The following is a 15439-nucleotide window of genomic DNA, read 5'->3' as shown; positions in this document are numbered from 1 at the left end:
ATTAACGCTTATTAGTAATAGCTATGGAATCTAAATTAAAAAATTTTGCATAACATTCATTACTCCAATGGTTAGGATTAAGAGTAATATCGTCAAGATATATTGTTTTGGGTATACGCTTGTTTAATGCTGGAACTCTAAAACTTTTTTCATTTTCAGCAATATTTTTGGCGATCGATTCGTATCGATTTTGTAATTCGGAATGATAGCGAGGAGCATTTACTAATAAATCGTAGATTGCTTGTCCAAAATGACTATCAAATAAAAGCCCCATTATCATTACTACCCACGCAGAAATTGTTAGATACTTGGGGACAATTATCGTTTCAGATTGCCGCTCTCCTAAACTCTTAATTAAGATGAAAATGCCTAAAAACCAACCCATCAAAAATATAAAATAGCTTGTGTTTAAGACTCGACCTGGTAAGTAATCAGCGGAAATATAAGGCATAAAAAATGTTATGGCTACTAAAGACATCCAAATAACAATATATCCAATAATTAAAAACTTTTTATATCCTATAATTTGAGGTATTCTATATTGTTTTGCCAATAAAATTGCTATAGGAATAAAAATGATGCTTGTACTTAATAACACAGGATTTAAAATCCAAAAATTGAGAGTGCGTATGAATTGAATTGTGATTCCAAGCATCAGTTTGAAGGAATAATCAACTTGCTCTTGCTCTACAGTTACATAATATCGCTGAGAAGTTCCAGGAGAAAGAAAAGATAGTGCGATGGAGATTATAGCTACTCCTAAAACAATTCTCCATATTAAACAACTATGATGCTTAGTGTAACTTGTTAATAAAACGCCTATCAAAGCTATTGTCAGTAGAACTATAGCAAGAATTTCAGAGGAACCTGCAATTGCAGCAGCGAGCAAAGCACAACCTAAACCATAAATAATTTTTCGAAACCAACTCTTAGAATTCAGTATTCGCTCTTTGGATAAAAGTAAAGATAAAAGAAAAAATAAAAATATATTGCCTAAGGTATAGTAAAAAGCTCCATTTAACCAGTAAAATCCTTCTACCGTTGAAGGCATTCCGCACAGATAGATAACAAATCCTAAACAAGTCGCCCAAAATAGATTCCAATTAGAGCTTATTTTGCCAGCGATCGCTTTGAAAAAGCAAAACAGTGAAATCCAGAACATTCCAAACAGAAATGGAGCGACAAACTTATAAAGTATCCAAAAATTAGTTGTGTAGTTATCTTCTCCAAATAAACCGACTATAACTGCATACAAACTATTAGCCGCTGTCCCAAAATAACGACCCGACCAATTAAGATACCAAAATATTTGAGTATTCCAAAAGCCTAATTCTAATACTTTATTTGCATAGCAGAAATCATCTGTAGATGGATGATTGAAATAAGATATTAATAAAAATGGAATGATAATAACTATTAGAGTTGCTTTAACAAAAATATTCATTGACAAAATTTTTAGCTAAATATTTATCCTATAAATTGGAATCGTTTAATTCTTAGAAATGAGTTTGTTCCAGCTTGGAATTATGTAAATCGAGCCAAACTTGTTAGCTAGTTAGGTTGCAAATACCTCACCTATAATAAGATTTTAATATCATAAAATGATAAATTATTCTTCTCAAATTAAGATAAACTAATCGATCGAACACAAAAAAACAACAATTTACTATGGCAATTTTACTAGCCGGAGACATTGGCGGCACAAAAACTATCTTGCGGTTGGTTAAAGCGGAAAAAACGGAAACAACGCATAAATTCCCAACCTTAATCACGCTTTACGAGCAAACTTATTCGAGTAAAGAGTTTCCCGACTTAGTGCCAATCGTATGTCGGTTACTAGAGGCAGCGACAGAACAATTGGGAGAACGACCAATAGTTGAAAAAGCTTGCTTTGGCATTGCCGGACCAGTAACCAACAATACTGCGAAACTGACTAATTTAAGTTGGTCTCTGGAGGGCGATCGCATCGAGAGAGAATTATCTATTGCCAAAGTATCTCTCATTAATGATTTTGCTGCTATTGGTTACGGCGTATTGGGATTGTCCGAGCAAGATTTGTATGCGCTACAGGCAGTCGAAAGCGATCGCAATGCTCCGATCGCTATTCTAGGAGCGGGAACGGGATTAGGAGAAGGATTTTTAATTCCTCTCTCAGACGGCAGCTATCGCGTCTTTAGCAGCGAAGGAGGTCATGTAGATTTTGCCCCCCATTCTACCCTAGAGTTTCAGTTACTCAATTATATTTTGGAGAAGAATAATTTAGAGCGAGTTTCTGTCGAACGAATCGTATCTGGACAAGGAATTATCTCAATTTATCAGTTTTTATGGGACAGGGATAGTTCTCAATCCTCTCCTGCCTTTGCCAAAATCTATCAAACTTGGTTGCAAGAACTCGGCAAGGAAGAGAAAACCGTTGATTTAGCAGCAGAAATTTCCAAAGCAGCCATTGCGCAAAGCGATCGTCTGTGCCAACAAACTATGAGGCTATTTGTAGAAGCTTATGGGGCAGAAGCAGGAAACCTAGCGCTAAAATTATTGCCCTATGGCGGACTCTACATTGCTGGCGGCATTTCTGCCAAGATTTTATCTCTCTTGCAGCAAGAAGACTTTATGAAAGCTTTCAAAGCTAAAGGAAGAGTCAGTCCCATTCTCAATAAAATTCCCGTCTATGTGGTTCTCAATCCAAAAGTTGGACTGATTGGAGCTGCCTTTCGTGCTGCTCAAATCTAGCGATCGAAGGATCGGTGCTATAATCTATCCTCTCATCAATCTTTTTAGGAAGATATCAATAATTTTATTTTTAAATTTTCATGATTTTTAAAGAGTTAGTCTTACAAAACTTCGGTCCTTATGCCAATCGTCATGTCATTAACTTAAATCCAGAAATTAATGAAAATACTCGTCCAATTATTCTTTTTGGTGGCATGAATGGTGGCGGTAAAACAACTCTTATGGATGCCATTCGCCTTGCTTTATACGGACAACGCGCTCACTGTTCTACTCGCGGTAATTTAGGGTATAGCGAATTTCTGACTCAAGCGGTTAACAACCAAGCTTCACCAATAGAGCAAACCCGTATAGAACTGGCTTTTGAACATATTATTAATGACCAATGGAAAGAATTTAGAATTGTCCGCAGTTGGACAAAAAATCCTAAAGATGGAAAAGACAACTTAGGCATTTTAGACACGGATTGGCCCGATCCTGCCTTGTCCAATACTTGGGATGAATATATTGAAACAATTCTTCCCTTGGGAATTTCTAATCTCTTTCTTTTTGATGGAGAACAAGTTAAAGAACTGGCAGAACAAGACACGCCTCCTCAAGCAGTTATTGAAGCTATTCAATCTCTATTAGGACTCGAATTAGCCGAACGGTTATCTATCGATCTAGATATCTTAGCCAGTCGCAAACGAAAAGCTTTAGCCAGTGCTTCTCAGTTGTCAAATTTAGAAGAAATTGAAGCCAGACTTAAGCAATATAAGCAAGAGAAAGAACTTGCCCAAGCCGCTTTAGGTACATTACAACAACAGCTCAAAGAAGCACAAAAAAACTATCAAGAAGCAGCCGATAAGTTTCGGACTGAAGGAGGCAGAATTGCTGCCCAAAGAAGTCAGTTAGAAAGCAAGCTCGACGAACTCGCTAAAGCGACCGATAATCAACGCCAAGAAATGTGCAATTTAGCATCCGATCTTTTGCCATTAGGATTGATAACTACTCTATTAAAACGAGCAAAATTACAAGCAGAAATAGAAGCAAAGATTCTACAAGCAAAAGTGGCTAGAGATGTTATCCAACAACGAGACGATCGCCTGCTAAAATACCTAGACAAATTATCTTTGACTTCTAAACAGTTAGAAAAGATTAAATTATTTCTTCAAGAAGAAAATCACTCTCTAAATCCAGAACTGGAATTCAATAAAAAACCGTGGTTGTGTATTGATGAAGAAGGAATTAAACAGCTAGATAATTTATTAGAACATCAACTCCCTATGCAGATCGATTTAGCTAGCAAACAAATAGAACGATTAAAACAACTCGAAGAAGAATTGGATTCAACTGAGAGACAATTAGCTGTCGCTGCATCACCAGAAGACTATCAAAAGTTAGACCAGCTTGTTAAAGAAGCGCAAAAAGAATTAATTAAATGCCAAGCAGCTTATGAGGCAGGAAAGCACAAGTATGAAGAGGTGACAAAAGCGATTGATAAGATCAAAAAAGAACTAGAAAAATATAGCGAACAGGCAATCGATCGCGCTAACGACGAACATATCATTAAATCGGTGACAAAAGTTCAAAAAACACTCCAGCTTTTTCGAGAACGTTTAACTCTGAAAAAGTTAAATAAATTAGAGGGAGAAGTGACTGAATGTTTCCGCTATCTTTTGCATAAGTCGGATTTGGTTCATCGAGTTGCGATCGATACGAATAATTTCAGTCTTTCTCTCTACGATTTGCAAGGTTTACCCGTTCCTAAACATCGCCTCTCCGCTGGAGAAAAACAATTACTCGCGATCGCGTTTTTGTGGGGACTGGCACGAGTTTCTGGTCGCAATTTGCCCGTTGCGATCGATACCCCATTGGGACGTTTAGATTCTTCCCACCGCAGTAATTTAGTCGAACGCTATTTTCCTACTGCATCCCATCAAGTTATCCTACTTTCGACCGATACCGAGATAGGTAAAGTCGAAGTGGAACAGCTACGCGAACAAGGCGCGATCGCGCGAGAATATTTATTAAAATATGACTCCCAAAAGCGTCAAACTGTCGTAAAAACTGGGTATTTTTATTAAGTTTTGCTAAAAATTTTTGTTTTTTTAGAAATAGGGCTTGATTCCGCAAACGCTTGACTTTATTATATAAATAATGGAGTATTTTTGTTTGTAGATAGCTATTAATATTCCTATTATTTGAAATGTCAATAGTATAATATCAGAAAAAAGAGAAATTTGTCAAAAAAAATTCTGGCGAACGTCATTTTACTAATAAAAAAGCGATCGCTAGGGCAGATAATTTTCATCTAATACATGCCCACCAGAAAACGGACATTCTTGAGGGAAATAATCTGCATTCAATCCCGTCTCGTCTGAAGCCAACAATCGAGCTTTTTGGTAACATTCATCAAATATAGTATCAAAATAATTCTTAAGACTAGGGCTATCAATAAAAGCTTCTGCTATTCTTTGACGATGCTCTCTAATACTACTTCTCCAGCTATTAGTTCGCTTTTCAGGTTGATATTTATACTTAAGCAGGTGCATCAACAAGATTTTTAGATTGCCGTAGAGTGCTTTTTTTCTCGCTTCTCTCCATGCTCAAGATTTCTTGTATTAAATTATCCAAGTCTAACTCTGCCCAATTCCGTTGTTTTAACAATTGAGCGGTAACTATCGTCCATTCGAGAAAATCTTTTTCGTACAAAGATGCTAAATTAGCCATCACCCACGCTCTCCCCCTCAATTGTTCGATCGCATTCGTGCTGAACCCACACAATGGACAGATTTATGATAACTGCGCGTCAGCGACTAACTAGCCAAGAACATAAAGAAGCAATAGATAAAGAAGATGTATCTTTTACACCAATGGCTGTGCCGATGGTTAGTGGTCCGGGAGCGATTGGGGTTGTGATTGGATTTTCAACTAGAGCTAGTCAATGGGTTGATTATTTGGGTTGTTTAATTGGAATAGCTCTACTGGGAATCCTACTTTACCTATGTCTTGCTTTAGGGGAGCCATTAATTGAGAAATTAGGGTCAACTGGCATGGGAGCGCTGAATCGGATACTGGGGTTTTTAATTTTGGCGAGCGCAGTTCAGTTAATTGCTGAGGGTACAGTGGATATATTTAAAGCTACAGTACCAAATCTACTGCGGTGAGTAATTTTGAGACACCAAATTCCAGAATGCCAAAGTCTTAAAGGAGAGCATAAGCAGCAACTGAGCCATGTTAGACGATAACCCTAGTTCAAGACGCTCATTCGTTTTTTTTAACCGACTTGCTGAACGATTCGCAGAAGCTAGACAGAAACTTGATGTAGTACTGATATGGGCAGCAATTTCAGGGCTTTGTATTGGATTGATTGCCACCTTTTTGCGACATAGCGTCAATTTTCTGATTCTTCAACGCAGTTTAATCGCACAGGCGATCGCAGGCTATCCTGTGCTTGCTTGGTTTATTCCTAGCCTGATTTCAGGCGGGATGGTTTCTCTAAGCTTTTGGTTAATGCGTCGATTTGCTCCAGAAACCTCTGGAAGTGGTATTCCACAAGTGGAGGGAGCGTTAGATGGCGTTTTTACCTTTCGCGCTTTTAGGGTACTCCCAGTAAAATTATTTGGTGGCATCTTGTCAATGGGTGCTGGCATGGTGGCAGGATTTGAAGGCCCAACGATTCAGATGGGCAGTGCGATCGCCAAGATAGTCGGCAGTTTGGCAAAAACGTCTCAGGAAAATCTCAGGATTTTGATTGCGGCAGGTGCAGGTGCTGGATTAACAGCGGCATTCAATGCTCCGATCGCGGGTATTTTATTCATTACAGAAGAAGTTCGCCCTCGATTTGAATCTTGGACATTGGCTTACCGTTCAGTAATGGTGGCTTGTGTCACCGCAACCCTCACAACCCGATACTTCAATGGCCAAAACGCATTCCTCAAAATTACCCAGTTCGATCGCGTCCCGTTAATCGATCTGTGGATGTTTGTACTGCTGGGGTTGGGTTAGGTTTGTTGGGCTATGGCTTCAACTTTTGTTTATTTCGTGCCCTCGATTGGTTTGGTCAACTCAATCTTTACTGATATTCGCGTTAGTGATGCGATTTGTCCTGGTTATGTTTTGCTACGGATCGGGGGCCATCGGTGGTATCTTTGCACCAATGTTGTCGATCTCTACATTGTTCAGTTTGTTAGTTGCTAGAGAATTTAACAGTTGGTTTCCAGGACAAATTCCTCAACCTGCCGTGTTTGCAGTCGCAGGTATGGGCGGATTAGTCGCTGCGACTGTAAGAGCCCCCCTAACGGCTATAATTTTTCGATCGATTGGTTCAATTTCTCTTTAATAGCCTTTCTAAGAAAATATCTGAAAAGTTAAAATATCATGTTGAGCGAAGCGAAACATCTTAATAGATTTCTTGGAAAAGCCATTAACTTAGCGGAATTCTTTGCGCCTTTGCGTGAGACTATAATCCCATGATTGTGCAACGCCTTTTTTCTATCAAGATTCCATCCTTAAAATTTATATTAACATTATCAGCCAAGGGAGAATTAATTATATGGAATCGCCAATCGAGCGCATTCGCCTTTCACAAACCGCAAAAGATCGACTGGTAAAACTCAAGCGCCAGACAAAAATCGACCAATGGAATATTTTATGTCGATGGGCATTTTGTCGTTCTCTCGCCGAACCGAGTATTCCATCTCCGGTTCCCATTCCTGCCGATAGCAATGTAGAGATGACATGGAAAGTCTTTGGCGGAGATCTGGCAGATCTCCTATTAATTGCGCTCAAACAACGTTGCCATGAGGATGGTTTGGGCACGGACAAAGAAACCCTCGCCACTCAATTTCGACTGCACCTGCATCGCGGCATTGGCTATCTAGCAGGCGATCCCAACCTTAAAAAGATAGAAAATTTACTTGCCTTAACCTTAAATTGACTAATGATTCATCAAATGCTCTTCGACAAACTTGGTGTAAACATCCCCAGCAACAAAAGCGGGATGGGCAAGAATTTTTTGATGGAAGCCGATAGTAGTGGGAACGCCAGTAATAGCACATTCTTTTAAGGCACGTCTCATGCGCTTGATGGCTGTCTCTCGATCCGGTCCCCAAACGATCAGCTTGCCGATTAGAGAATCGTAGAATGGGGGGATTTCATAATCGGTGTAGACATGGGAATCCATACGCACGCCGGGACCGCCAGGCGGAAGATAGGCGCTAATTTTGCCGGGATGGGGACGAAAATTGCGATCGGGATCTTCGGCATTAATGCGACATTCGATCGCGTGACCTCGGAAAGTAATATCTTCTTGAGTAAGTTGAAGTTTTTCCCCTTGGGCAATGCGAATTTGTTCGGTAATTAAATCCAGTCCAGTAATCATCTCGGTGACGGGATGCTCGACCTGAATGCGAGTATTCATTTCCATAAAATAGAAATGACCGTCGCGATCGACTAAGAACTCGACCGTTCCAGCACCGACATAATTAATCGATTTAGCGGCGCGAACGGCAGCTTCTCCCATCTGCGATCGCAATTGGGGCGTGAGGATCGAACTGGGAGCTTCTTCAAGTAACTTCTGGTGTCGCCGTTGAATAGAACATTCCCGTTCTCCCAAATGGATTGCGTTTCCGTAGCTATCGGCTAGGATTTGAAATTCGATATGGCGAGGCCGTTCGATAAATTTCTCGATATATACGCCGGGGTTGCCAAAGGCAGCTTCAGCCTCTCCTTGAGCGGCGCTAAACAGGCGAGAGAATTCGCTGTCTTCGCGCACCAGGCGCATTCCCCTGCCGCCGCCGCCAGCCGTCGCTTTAATCATAACCGGATAACCAATCTCGCGAGCGATCGCCAGCGCTTCCTTCTCACCTGCCACCAATCCCCAGCTTCCGGGAACGGTGGGCACGCCTACCTTCTGCATCGTTTTTTTTGCCGTCGATTTATCCCCCATGGCGCGAATGGCTTCGGGAGAAGGACCGATAAAGGTAATTTGGTGATCGGCGCAAATTTCGGCAAAGCGGGCATTTTCGGCAAGAAATCCATAGCCGGGATGAATCGCGGTCGCGTTGCGAGTTAAGGCTGCGGAGATAATGTTGGGAATATTGAGATAGCTTTTGCTACTCGGCGGAGGACCGATGCAGACACTTTCGTCGGCTAGCTGAACGTGAAGGGCGTGGCGATCTATGGTAGAGTGAACGGCAACGGTAGCAATCCCTAGTTCTTCACAGCTATGGAGAATCCGCAGGGCAATCTCCCCTCGATTAGCAATTAAAATCTTGGAAAATTGCATTAGATAAACGAGCGCCTCAAGTTTTGATACTTAAGTTAGAATATACGGTTTTGAGGACTTAAATTCACTCAACTCGATTGGCTAGCTCGGAGGGAGGGCGATCGCTACTCCAAGACCACCAAACCTGACCGCATTCGCATTGGTAAAATTCCTGCCATTTACGGCGATAATCCTCTCCTATCACCGGCGCTCGTCGATTGATCCAGACTCGTTGCGCTTTGGTAGCAGACGCTCTACAGCGAGGACAGCTAAAATCAAGCGCATGAACGGCTGTCTCAGTCCAGCCGGGAGGAGTAGGGCTAAAAGCATCCATAGCAGCTAGTTCCTAAATTTTCAATCGCTATCTTTTCTAGAGATAACAAATCAATCCCGCTCCTGGAAGCGAGAAATTTTTGCTCATCCAAAGTCAGAGTAACAAATTATTGGTAAGCACAAGCAAGCGATCGCATTCAAACAGGCTCATAAGTCACTAACTGGTTGACTTTGGGTTTGCCAAAGCGCCGCCACGCGCTGCCACCGCGCAAGAACAACTCCATCCAGCGCACCGACCTTTTCTCTCCCGGCAGCGTCCAACCAGAACTCCCCGGCGCAAAGGCAAGCGTTCCTTCTGGCACCCGGAAGCTTCCATCAGAATAGATCGCATCGCTGACCACATCCCCCACGCGCACGACCACTTTAGTTTCGGGTTTTAGGTTAACCGAGTCAGCCAAAATCGTCGTCTTGAGGTTTCCGTAGCCATCTATCCAGGCTACTCTGTCGGTTGGAAAGTCAGGAATTTGTTCGGGCAAAATTTCATCTCCCAATAAACTGCGATCGCCTCGAACGAGGACAGCGGCAGCAGCTGGAAAAACATCGCGGGAACGAAACTGAGAGCCACCCCGCGAGACGTTAATCATATGAATAGAGGAGGCTACATTCTTGATAAAAGATAGAGTATAGCCCGCCCAAACTCCAACAACTCTAACTCCATTGGGAAGAAGGGCGTAAGTTAACCCTTCTCCTTCATTATCGATGCGAGCTTCGGGATTATCTTGTCGGGGAGCACAGTTGTGATAAATTAGGCGACTTTCTGGCCCCGGATTCAGCCCCAGTTGAGCAATCCAAAAGCCAGTAGCAAGAGTGCTGAATGGCGGGACGGAAAGGCAGTGAATTTGAGCGGTTGGCAGATGTTGCAACAAGCGCTGGCTTACTTCTGCAAAGGCTGGATCGTTAGCACCGTAGTCGGCAATTAGACTAATAAACATTAAGAGAGCTGCAATTTAAACCAGACTCATTGTATTGATAAAGCTCTCAGTCGCATCAAAACTAATATATAAATTTAGCTCTAAAAACTACTATACAAAATTTGTTGTTGGTTAACGCCCCAGCATCCCCAGCTTTTTTCCGAAAAGGAACCTAGCTAGAGAAGGAGGTCGCCCTTTCCAGCGAGGTTTGCTACTGAGACCAGGAATTAGACTCTAAACCCCATTGATGCTTGATAAAGGATTTGTACATATTCTCGCGCATCAACATTTGTTCGTAGAGTTTGATCAGGAACTCCTGTGCCTGTTCGCGACTCATCCGTTCTACCTGAGTTTGGAAAGAACGAATGCTGAACTGTTGTTCCAAAGAAAGTTCGATTGGTTGAGACATAGTTGGCTTTTACTCCTTTTCTAGAGTTTGTCGCTTGCGAACATTCAGGATAGATTTGTATCATCCCTATACTTTTTAGTATAAAGCAATGTAAAAAAAAATTGACAAGAGATCTGTCTTATGTATTAGATACATGACAATTTCTTCTTTCTCGTGATTTCCTTACACTATCTCAAGTATTCGCGAAAGTAGTACGATTAACGGGTAAAATCTTACATAGTAAGGGTTTTGGAGAAAACACGCTCCATCTGACCAACAGCCTAAGTATATATCCCTAAAAATTTAAGAAAACTTGACCAGCAACCGCACAATAGTTTGACGAATTGCGTAAACATTCTGTAATAATCAAATATGGCAGCCAAATAATATAGCTGTTGACTCAAGTACTGAACGTCCACGAGCCAAAGCGCGAATCTTAGTTCTAATCGCAGTTGAAACCTAGAGGAAAAGAGATTTTGACGGCACGAGCCGATATCGATAAGAAAAACTGGAGAAATCGGGAAAATAATCGCTGGGAAATTTCTTGCCTAGCCCATTTGACATTATTAAAATTATGGCTCGCCAATGTCGCGCCGAAATTTGTTCACGCAAACCCAATATCTGGAGGGATTTTTTATGCCTGTTCGTCTTTATGTAGGTAACTTACCCAAAGAACCTATCGAGCGTCAAGCGCTACAAGAAATGTTTGCCGATGCTAGCGAGGTGCTGTCTACTAAGGTGATCAAAGACCGCAAAACCGGCAAGTGCAGGGGATTTGCCTTTGTCACCCTACCAACGGATGAAATGGCAGACCAATTTATCGAAAAATACAACGGTCAGTCTTTTATGGATAGCCCCCTCAAAATTGAAAAAGCCCTACCTCGTTCTAAAGGGAAAGGGAAAGAAGAATCTGACTCTCAAGAGCCATCTCAATCCCCTTCTTCTGAGGAAACGACAGCTTCTAGCAGCCCTAATCCATCCGGACGAAAGAACAACAAAAAGCGACCTCGCTCTCAGGGAAATAGTAGTAGCGGCGGCACGGGAGCTGAGGGATTTCAACCCGATCCTCGTTGGGCAGATCAGTTAGCCCAACTTAAGGAAATGCTAGCCGCTCAAAGCAGCAACTAATTCCAGTTACCAGTTGCCAGCTATCAGAAGCTAGCGATTGGCTTTTAAAGGCTGGTTTCTGGTAGCTGTTTGTTGTGTAGTCCAAAGTAAATCATTAATAAATTCTATAGATAACAGAAGGAGTTTTTAGTATGACAGTTAACGTCGATCCCGTTGTCATAATGAAACAAGAAGTCGGCAAAGCAGCCGCCAGTCGCGTCAAATCTGACTCGATTGTAGGGTTGGGTACGGGATCGACAACAGCATACGCGATCGAGTATTTGGGAGAACGTCTCAGAAAAGGCGAATTAAAAAATATTGTCGGCATTCCCACCTCCTTTCAGGCGGAAGTGTTGGCGAAAAAGTATCGCATTCCTTTGACGAGTTTAGATACCGTCGATCGCATCGACATCGCGATCGATGGGGCTGATGAAGTCGATCCGAACAAAAATTTGATCAAGGGCGGCGGTGCGGCGCATACCCGCGAAAAGGTGGTAGATAGCCTAGCAGATCTGTTCATCGTCGTTGTCGATAGCGGTAAGCTGGTTGACAAACTCGGTTCGACTTTTTTATTACCTGTAGAAGTCATCCCGATGGCAGTTGCTCCCGTGATGCGATCGCTAGAAAAGTTGGGAGGTAAACCCGAACTGCGAATGGGAGTTAAAAAGGCAGGACCCGTGGTGACAGATCAAGGTAACTTGGTGATCGATGTTAAATTCGATCGCATTGACGATCCGGCTTGTCTGGAAAAGACGATTAATAATATTCCCGGCGTTTTAGAAAACGGTCTATTTATAGGAGTTGCCGACATCATTTTGGTCGGTGAAATTAAAGAAGATCGACCTTTGGTTAGAGAAATAATCTGAGATCTTATTTTCCCCAACACCGAAAAGCGATCGCTCGTTCTATATGCCCCAAACTATCGTTGTCAAAATTGGCACTTCCAGTCTCACCCAACTGGCAACGGGTAAACTAGCCCTCTCTACCATTGCTGCTTTGGTAGAAACCTTAACCCGCCTGCGAACGGCGGGATATCGAGTCGTTTTAGTTTCTTCGGGGGCAGTGGGGGTTGGCTGTGCCAGACTGAATTTAAGCGAGCGACCGCGCAAGATGTCGCTCAAACAAGCAGTAGCTGCCGTCGGTCAGGGACGGTTGATTCGCGTATATGACGACTTATTCACCAGTCTCGGACAACCAATCGCTCAAGTATTGTTAACCCGCCGGGAGCTAATGGATCGCAGTTGCTATGTCAATGCTTACAATACCTTTCAGGCGCTTTTCGAGTTAGGCGTTATTGCGATCGTCAACGAAAACGATACCGTTGCCGTGGAAGAACTCAAGTTCGGCGATAACGATACGCTCTCAGCCTTAGTTGCCAGTCTCATCGAGGCTGACTGGCTATTTATCCTCACCGATGTAGATCGACTTTATTCTGCCGACCCGCGCCTCGTTCCCGATGCCAAACCGATCGCGCTAGTCAACTCTACAGACTTTGCCCAGTTACAAGTAGAAGCCGGTTCGAGCGGCTCCCAGTGGGGAACGGGGGGAATGGCAACTAAATTATCGGCGGCTCGCATTGCCACCAGTGCTGGCGTAAGAATGGTCATTACTCGCGGCAGACAGCCGGAAAATATCGAAAAAATATTGCACGGAGAACCGATAGGAACCCAGTTTGAGGCGCAACCGAGGACGGAGAATGCCCGCAAGCGATGGATTGCCTATGGGTTAATCCCAATGGGAAAACTCTATCTCGATCGCGGCGCAGTGGAAGCAATCTGTAAGGGCAGTAAATCTTTGTTAGCAGCGGGGATTACCCGCGTTGAGGGAGATTTTGTCGCTTCCGAAGCAGTGCAGTTGTGCGATGCAGGCGGCAAAGAAATTGCTAGGGGAATTGTTAATTACAACAGTGCGGAGGTCGAACTGATTAAAGGGCACCACTCAGAGAAGATTCCCGCGATCTTAGGCTATGCTGGTGCCGAAACGGTGGTGCATCGCGATAACCTCGTGCTTTTGGATTGAGAATCCATTAGGATTGCTCTATTAACCTCTACAGGAATTATTCAAACCTTTATGGATCCGCTACGATCGCGACCGCAAATTTCTATCCAAAGCAAAACCCGAAAATTTGGCTGCCCAAAAGCTTTATCATGAATTGGTAGCCGCACTCTTTTTCCTGCTCCCAATTCTAAATATACGGCAGAACATTATGATTTATGTTTCGCTGCCTTTTATTTTACAAACCCTACGGAGTATTATGTCAATTCACCGACAATAGCGATGAAACAGCGCCGCGTCAAACTTTAAAAGATTACATCCCCATCCCTGCGGTTTACCCAGTGGGACGACTCGATCGCGACAGCGAAGGATTGCTCTTGCTCACCGATAGCGGACGCTTGCAACACCGCCTTTCTCATCGCAAGTTTGCTCATCCCAGAACCTATCTAGTCCAAGTCGAACGCATTCCCGACGAATCTGCCCTCGATCGCCTGCGAGAGGGAATTACCATTCAAGATTACCGCACCCGTAAGGCAATGGTGAGAAGATTGTTAGAAGAACCGGACTTGCCCCCTCGCGATCCTCCCATTCGCTATCGCAAGAACGTTCCTACCTGCTGGTTAGAAATCACGCTTACAGAGGGACGCAACCGACAAGTACGGCGCATGACGGCAGCGATTGGGTTTCCAACCCTGCGACTGGTGCGGGTAGCGATAGGGATTCAATATGGACGGGAGCACGTCCGGTTTCATCTCGATGGTTTAGCGCCGGGAGAGTGGCGCGAGGTCACAACCGCCGAACGCAAAGCACTAGAACAGTTGTGTCGATAATAGGTTTCTTGCCTAAGTCGATCTAGTCTCTACTCTAGCTTGGGAATGAATTCCCAAGCTAATACCAATTTTCAGGTTTTCGCGATCGACATCTTTTTCCCCTCTCCCCAATTGGGAGAGGGGTTGGGGGTGAGAGCGATCGACTATCTCTGTCATGAATAAATGAAAAATGGTATAACACCACAAGTCCTCTTAAGAGGACTTTGTTTATTGGTTCCAAGAAATTAATTTCTTGGCGGGTGAGAGGTTTTTGCAACAGATTTAACGATCGCAATTAACGCGCAAAAACTTATGCTCTCTACGATTTTGCCTGTCCTATTTAAAACAGTGCCGACAAAACTGAAAAGATTAACCCCTAATAATTTAGCAGCTCCTGTGAGTTTGTATCTTGGCTTGATAACTCACAATCTAGCCAAGAAAGTCAAACTTTTAATTAACTATTTATAATGCGTCAAAAAATTTCGCTACTTCTGCCCAACCGTTCTCTAATTTTATTTAAATGCGCCAAACTGTCTACTGGCGAACGGGGAGACGGTAAGTCAGAATTGGGCCAACTGGGAAGATCGTGACAGGGACAGATAGGCGATGGAATGCCAAACTCGATCGTGGGAACGGGCATACCGCATCTAGCGCATGGGTTTATATCCCAAGCAGGGGATAGAAGTTGATGAATGCTTTGTTCGGTTCCTTCAAGATAACAACTCCCCGCCTTGCTAGCTAAAATGCGCTGCCAGCAGGATTCAAATTCTCTAGAATAGCGATCGCCTTCAAAAATTAATGCGGGCAAGATGGCTTCTTGTCCGTTATCTAGCAAAACTTTCTTTCCTAGCTGAAACCAGTAGGCAAGGTACTGTTTTACTTTTTCCTGTGATGCCATAGTCATATGCTGGCTAGCTGT

General features: G+C 43.0%; 19 protein-coding genes. 10 read left to right on the top strand and 9 right to left on the bottom strand.

Going from position 1 to position 15439, the window contains the following annotated elements:
* Nucleotide 1: 1 nt before the first annotated feature.
* A complete protein-coding gene (locus NIES593_RS10970; RefSeq protein WP_073599613.1) occupies nt 2–1444 on the bottom strand; it encodes a DUF6056 family protein in 1443 nt (480 codons plus the stop codon).
* Between the two features lie 224 nt (nt 1445–1668).
* On the opposite strand from NIES593_RS10970, the gene NIES593_RS10965 reads away from it, so the two are divergent.
* Nucleotides 1669–2730, top strand: coding sequence for a glucokinase (locus NIES593_RS10965; RefSeq protein WP_073599612.1), 1062 nt, complete (start codon nt 1669–1671; stop codon nt 2728–2730).
* A gap of 80 nt (nt 2731–2810) precedes the next feature.
* Nucleotides 2811–4793 (top strand): DNA sulfur modification protein DndD, encoded by a 1983-nt coding sequence (dndD, locus tag NIES593_RS10960; protein ID WP_073599611.1) that lies wholly within the window; start codon nt 2811–2813, stop codon nt 4791–4793.
* 207 nt (nt 4794–5000) lie between these two features.
* On the opposite strand, the gene NIES593_RS25780 is transcribed toward dndD, so the two are convergent.
* Nucleotides 5001–5261: a DUF29 domain-containing protein gene (locus tag NIES593_RS25780; protein WP_425432537.1), complete on the bottom strand. Its 261-nt coding sequence runs from the start codon at nt 5259–5261 to the stop codon at nt 5001–5003.
* Entirely contained in the window at nt 5248–5439 is a 192-nt protein-coding gene (locus NIES593_RS25775) for a DUF29 family protein (protein ID WP_425432536.1), read from the bottom strand. Before NIES593_RS25775 ends, NIES593_RS25780 begins: the two co-directional genes overlap by 14 nt.
* Nucleotides 5440–5504: 65 nt before the next feature.
* On the opposite strand from NIES593_RS25775, the gene NIES593_RS10950 reads away from it, so the two are divergent.
* The 4 genes from NIES593_RS10950 to dndE all read left to right on the top strand — a co-directional run bounded on the left by NIES593_RS10950 (nt 5505) and on the right by dndE (nt 7648).
* Complete coding sequence (locus NIES593_RS10950) at nt 5505–5876, top strand: MarC family protein (protein WP_217651877.1); 372 nt, start codon at nt 5505–5507, stop codon at nt 5874–5876.
* A gap of 67 nt (nt 5877–5943) precedes the next feature.
* Nucleotides 5944–6717 (top strand): chloride channel protein, encoded by a 774-nt coding sequence (locus tag NIES593_RS10945; protein WP_073599610.1) that lies wholly within the window; start codon nt 5944–5946, stop codon nt 6715–6717.
* Nucleotides 6718–6805: 88 nt separating this feature from the next.
* Nucleotides 6806–7051 carry a chloride channel protein gene (locus NIES593_RS25545; protein ID WP_217651876.1) on the top strand — a complete coding sequence of 82 codons (246 nt, stop codon included), beginning with the start codon at nt 6806–6808 and terminating at the stop codon, nt 7049–7051.
* A 213-nt stretch (nt 7052–7264) separates the two neighbouring features.
* Nucleotides 7265–7648 (top strand): DNA sulfur modification protein DndE, encoded by a 384-nt coding sequence (gene dndE, locus NIES593_RS10935; RefSeq protein WP_073599608.1) that lies wholly within the window; start codon nt 7265–7267, stop codon nt 7646–7648.
* Here the strand turns inward: dndE and accC are convergent, their stop codons facing one another.
* From accC to NIES593_RS10915, 4 genes are all read right to left on the bottom strand, one after another.
* Nucleotides 7649–8998 carry an acetyl-CoA carboxylase biotin carboxylase subunit gene (accC, locus tag NIES593_RS10930; RefSeq protein WP_073599607.1) on the bottom strand — a complete coding sequence of 450 codons (1350 nt, stop codon included), beginning with the start codon at nt 8996–8998 and terminating at the stop codon, nt 7649–7651. It abuts the gene before it with no gap.
* 64 nt (nt 8999–9062) lie between these two features.
* Nucleotides 9063–9311, bottom strand: a complete 249-nt coding sequence (locus tag NIES593_RS10925; protein ID WP_073599606.1) for a hypothetical protein — start codon at nt 9309–9311, stop codon at nt 9063–9065.
* A 136-nt stretch (nt 9312–9447) separates the two neighbouring features.
* Nucleotides 9448–10242 carry an SAM hydrolase/SAM-dependent halogenase family protein gene (locus NIES593_RS10920; protein WP_073599605.1) on the bottom strand — a complete coding sequence of 265 codons (795 nt, stop codon included), beginning with the start codon at nt 10240–10242 and terminating at the stop codon, nt 9448–9450.
* Nucleotides 10243–10432: 190 nt separating this feature from the next.
* Nucleotides 10433–10630: an NblA/ycf18 family protein gene (locus tag NIES593_RS10915; RefSeq protein WP_015144057.1), complete on the bottom strand. Its 198-nt coding sequence runs from the start codon at nt 10628–10630 to the stop codon at nt 10433–10435.
* A 615-nt stretch (nt 10631–11245) separates the two neighbouring features.
* On the opposite strand from NIES593_RS10915, the gene NIES593_RS10910 reads away from it, so the two are divergent.
* The 4 genes from NIES593_RS10910 to NIES593_RS10895 all read left to right on the top strand — a co-directional run bounded on the left by NIES593_RS10910 (nt 11246) and on the right by NIES593_RS10895 (nt 14541).
* A complete protein-coding gene (locus NIES593_RS10910; RefSeq protein WP_073599693.1) occupies nt 11246–11737 on the top strand; it encodes an RNA recognition motif domain-containing protein in 492 nt (163 codons plus the stop codon).
* Nucleotides 11738–11868: 131 nt separating this feature from the next.
* Complete coding sequence (rpiA, locus tag NIES593_RS10905) at nt 11869–12582, top strand: ribose-5-phosphate isomerase RpiA (RefSeq protein WP_073599604.1); 714 nt, start codon at nt 11869–11871, stop codon at nt 12580–12582.
* Nucleotides 12583–12625: 43 nt separating this feature from the next.
* Nucleotides 12626–13735, top strand: a complete 1110-nt coding sequence (gene proB, locus NIES593_RS10900) for a glutamate 5-kinase (RefSeq protein WP_073599603.1) — start codon at nt 12626–12628, stop codon at nt 13733–13735.
* Nucleotides 13736–13929: 194 nt separating this feature from the next.
* Nucleotides 13930–14541 (top strand): pseudouridine synthase, encoded by a 612-nt coding sequence (locus NIES593_RS10895; RefSeq protein ID WP_073599602.1) that lies wholly within the window; start codon nt 13930–13932, stop codon nt 14539–14541.
* Nucleotides 14542–14553: 12 nt separating this feature from the next.
* On the opposite strand, the gene NIES593_RS24100 is transcribed toward NIES593_RS10895, so the two are convergent.
* Nucleotides 14554–14697, bottom strand: a complete 144-nt coding sequence (locus NIES593_RS24100) for a hypothetical protein (RefSeq protein ID WP_175561106.1) — start codon at nt 14695–14697, stop codon at nt 14554–14556.
* A gap of 295 nt (nt 14698–14992) precedes the next feature.
* Entirely contained in the window at nt 14993–15418 is a 426-nt protein-coding gene (locus tag NIES593_RS10890; protein ID WP_073599692.1) for a hypothetical protein, read from the bottom strand.
* Nucleotides 15419–15439 lie beyond the last annotated feature (21 nt).

The sequence above is a fragment of the Hydrococcus rivularis NIES-593 genome, assembly GCF_001904635.1.
In the GTDB taxonomy this organism is placed as follows: domain Bacteria; phylum Cyanobacteriota; class Cyanobacteriia; order Cyanobacteriales; family Microcystaceae; genus Hydrococcus; species Hydrococcus rivularis.
The sequence above is the reverse complement of the archived record's forward strand: the minus strand, read 5'-3'. Positions and strand labels throughout refer to the sequence as shown.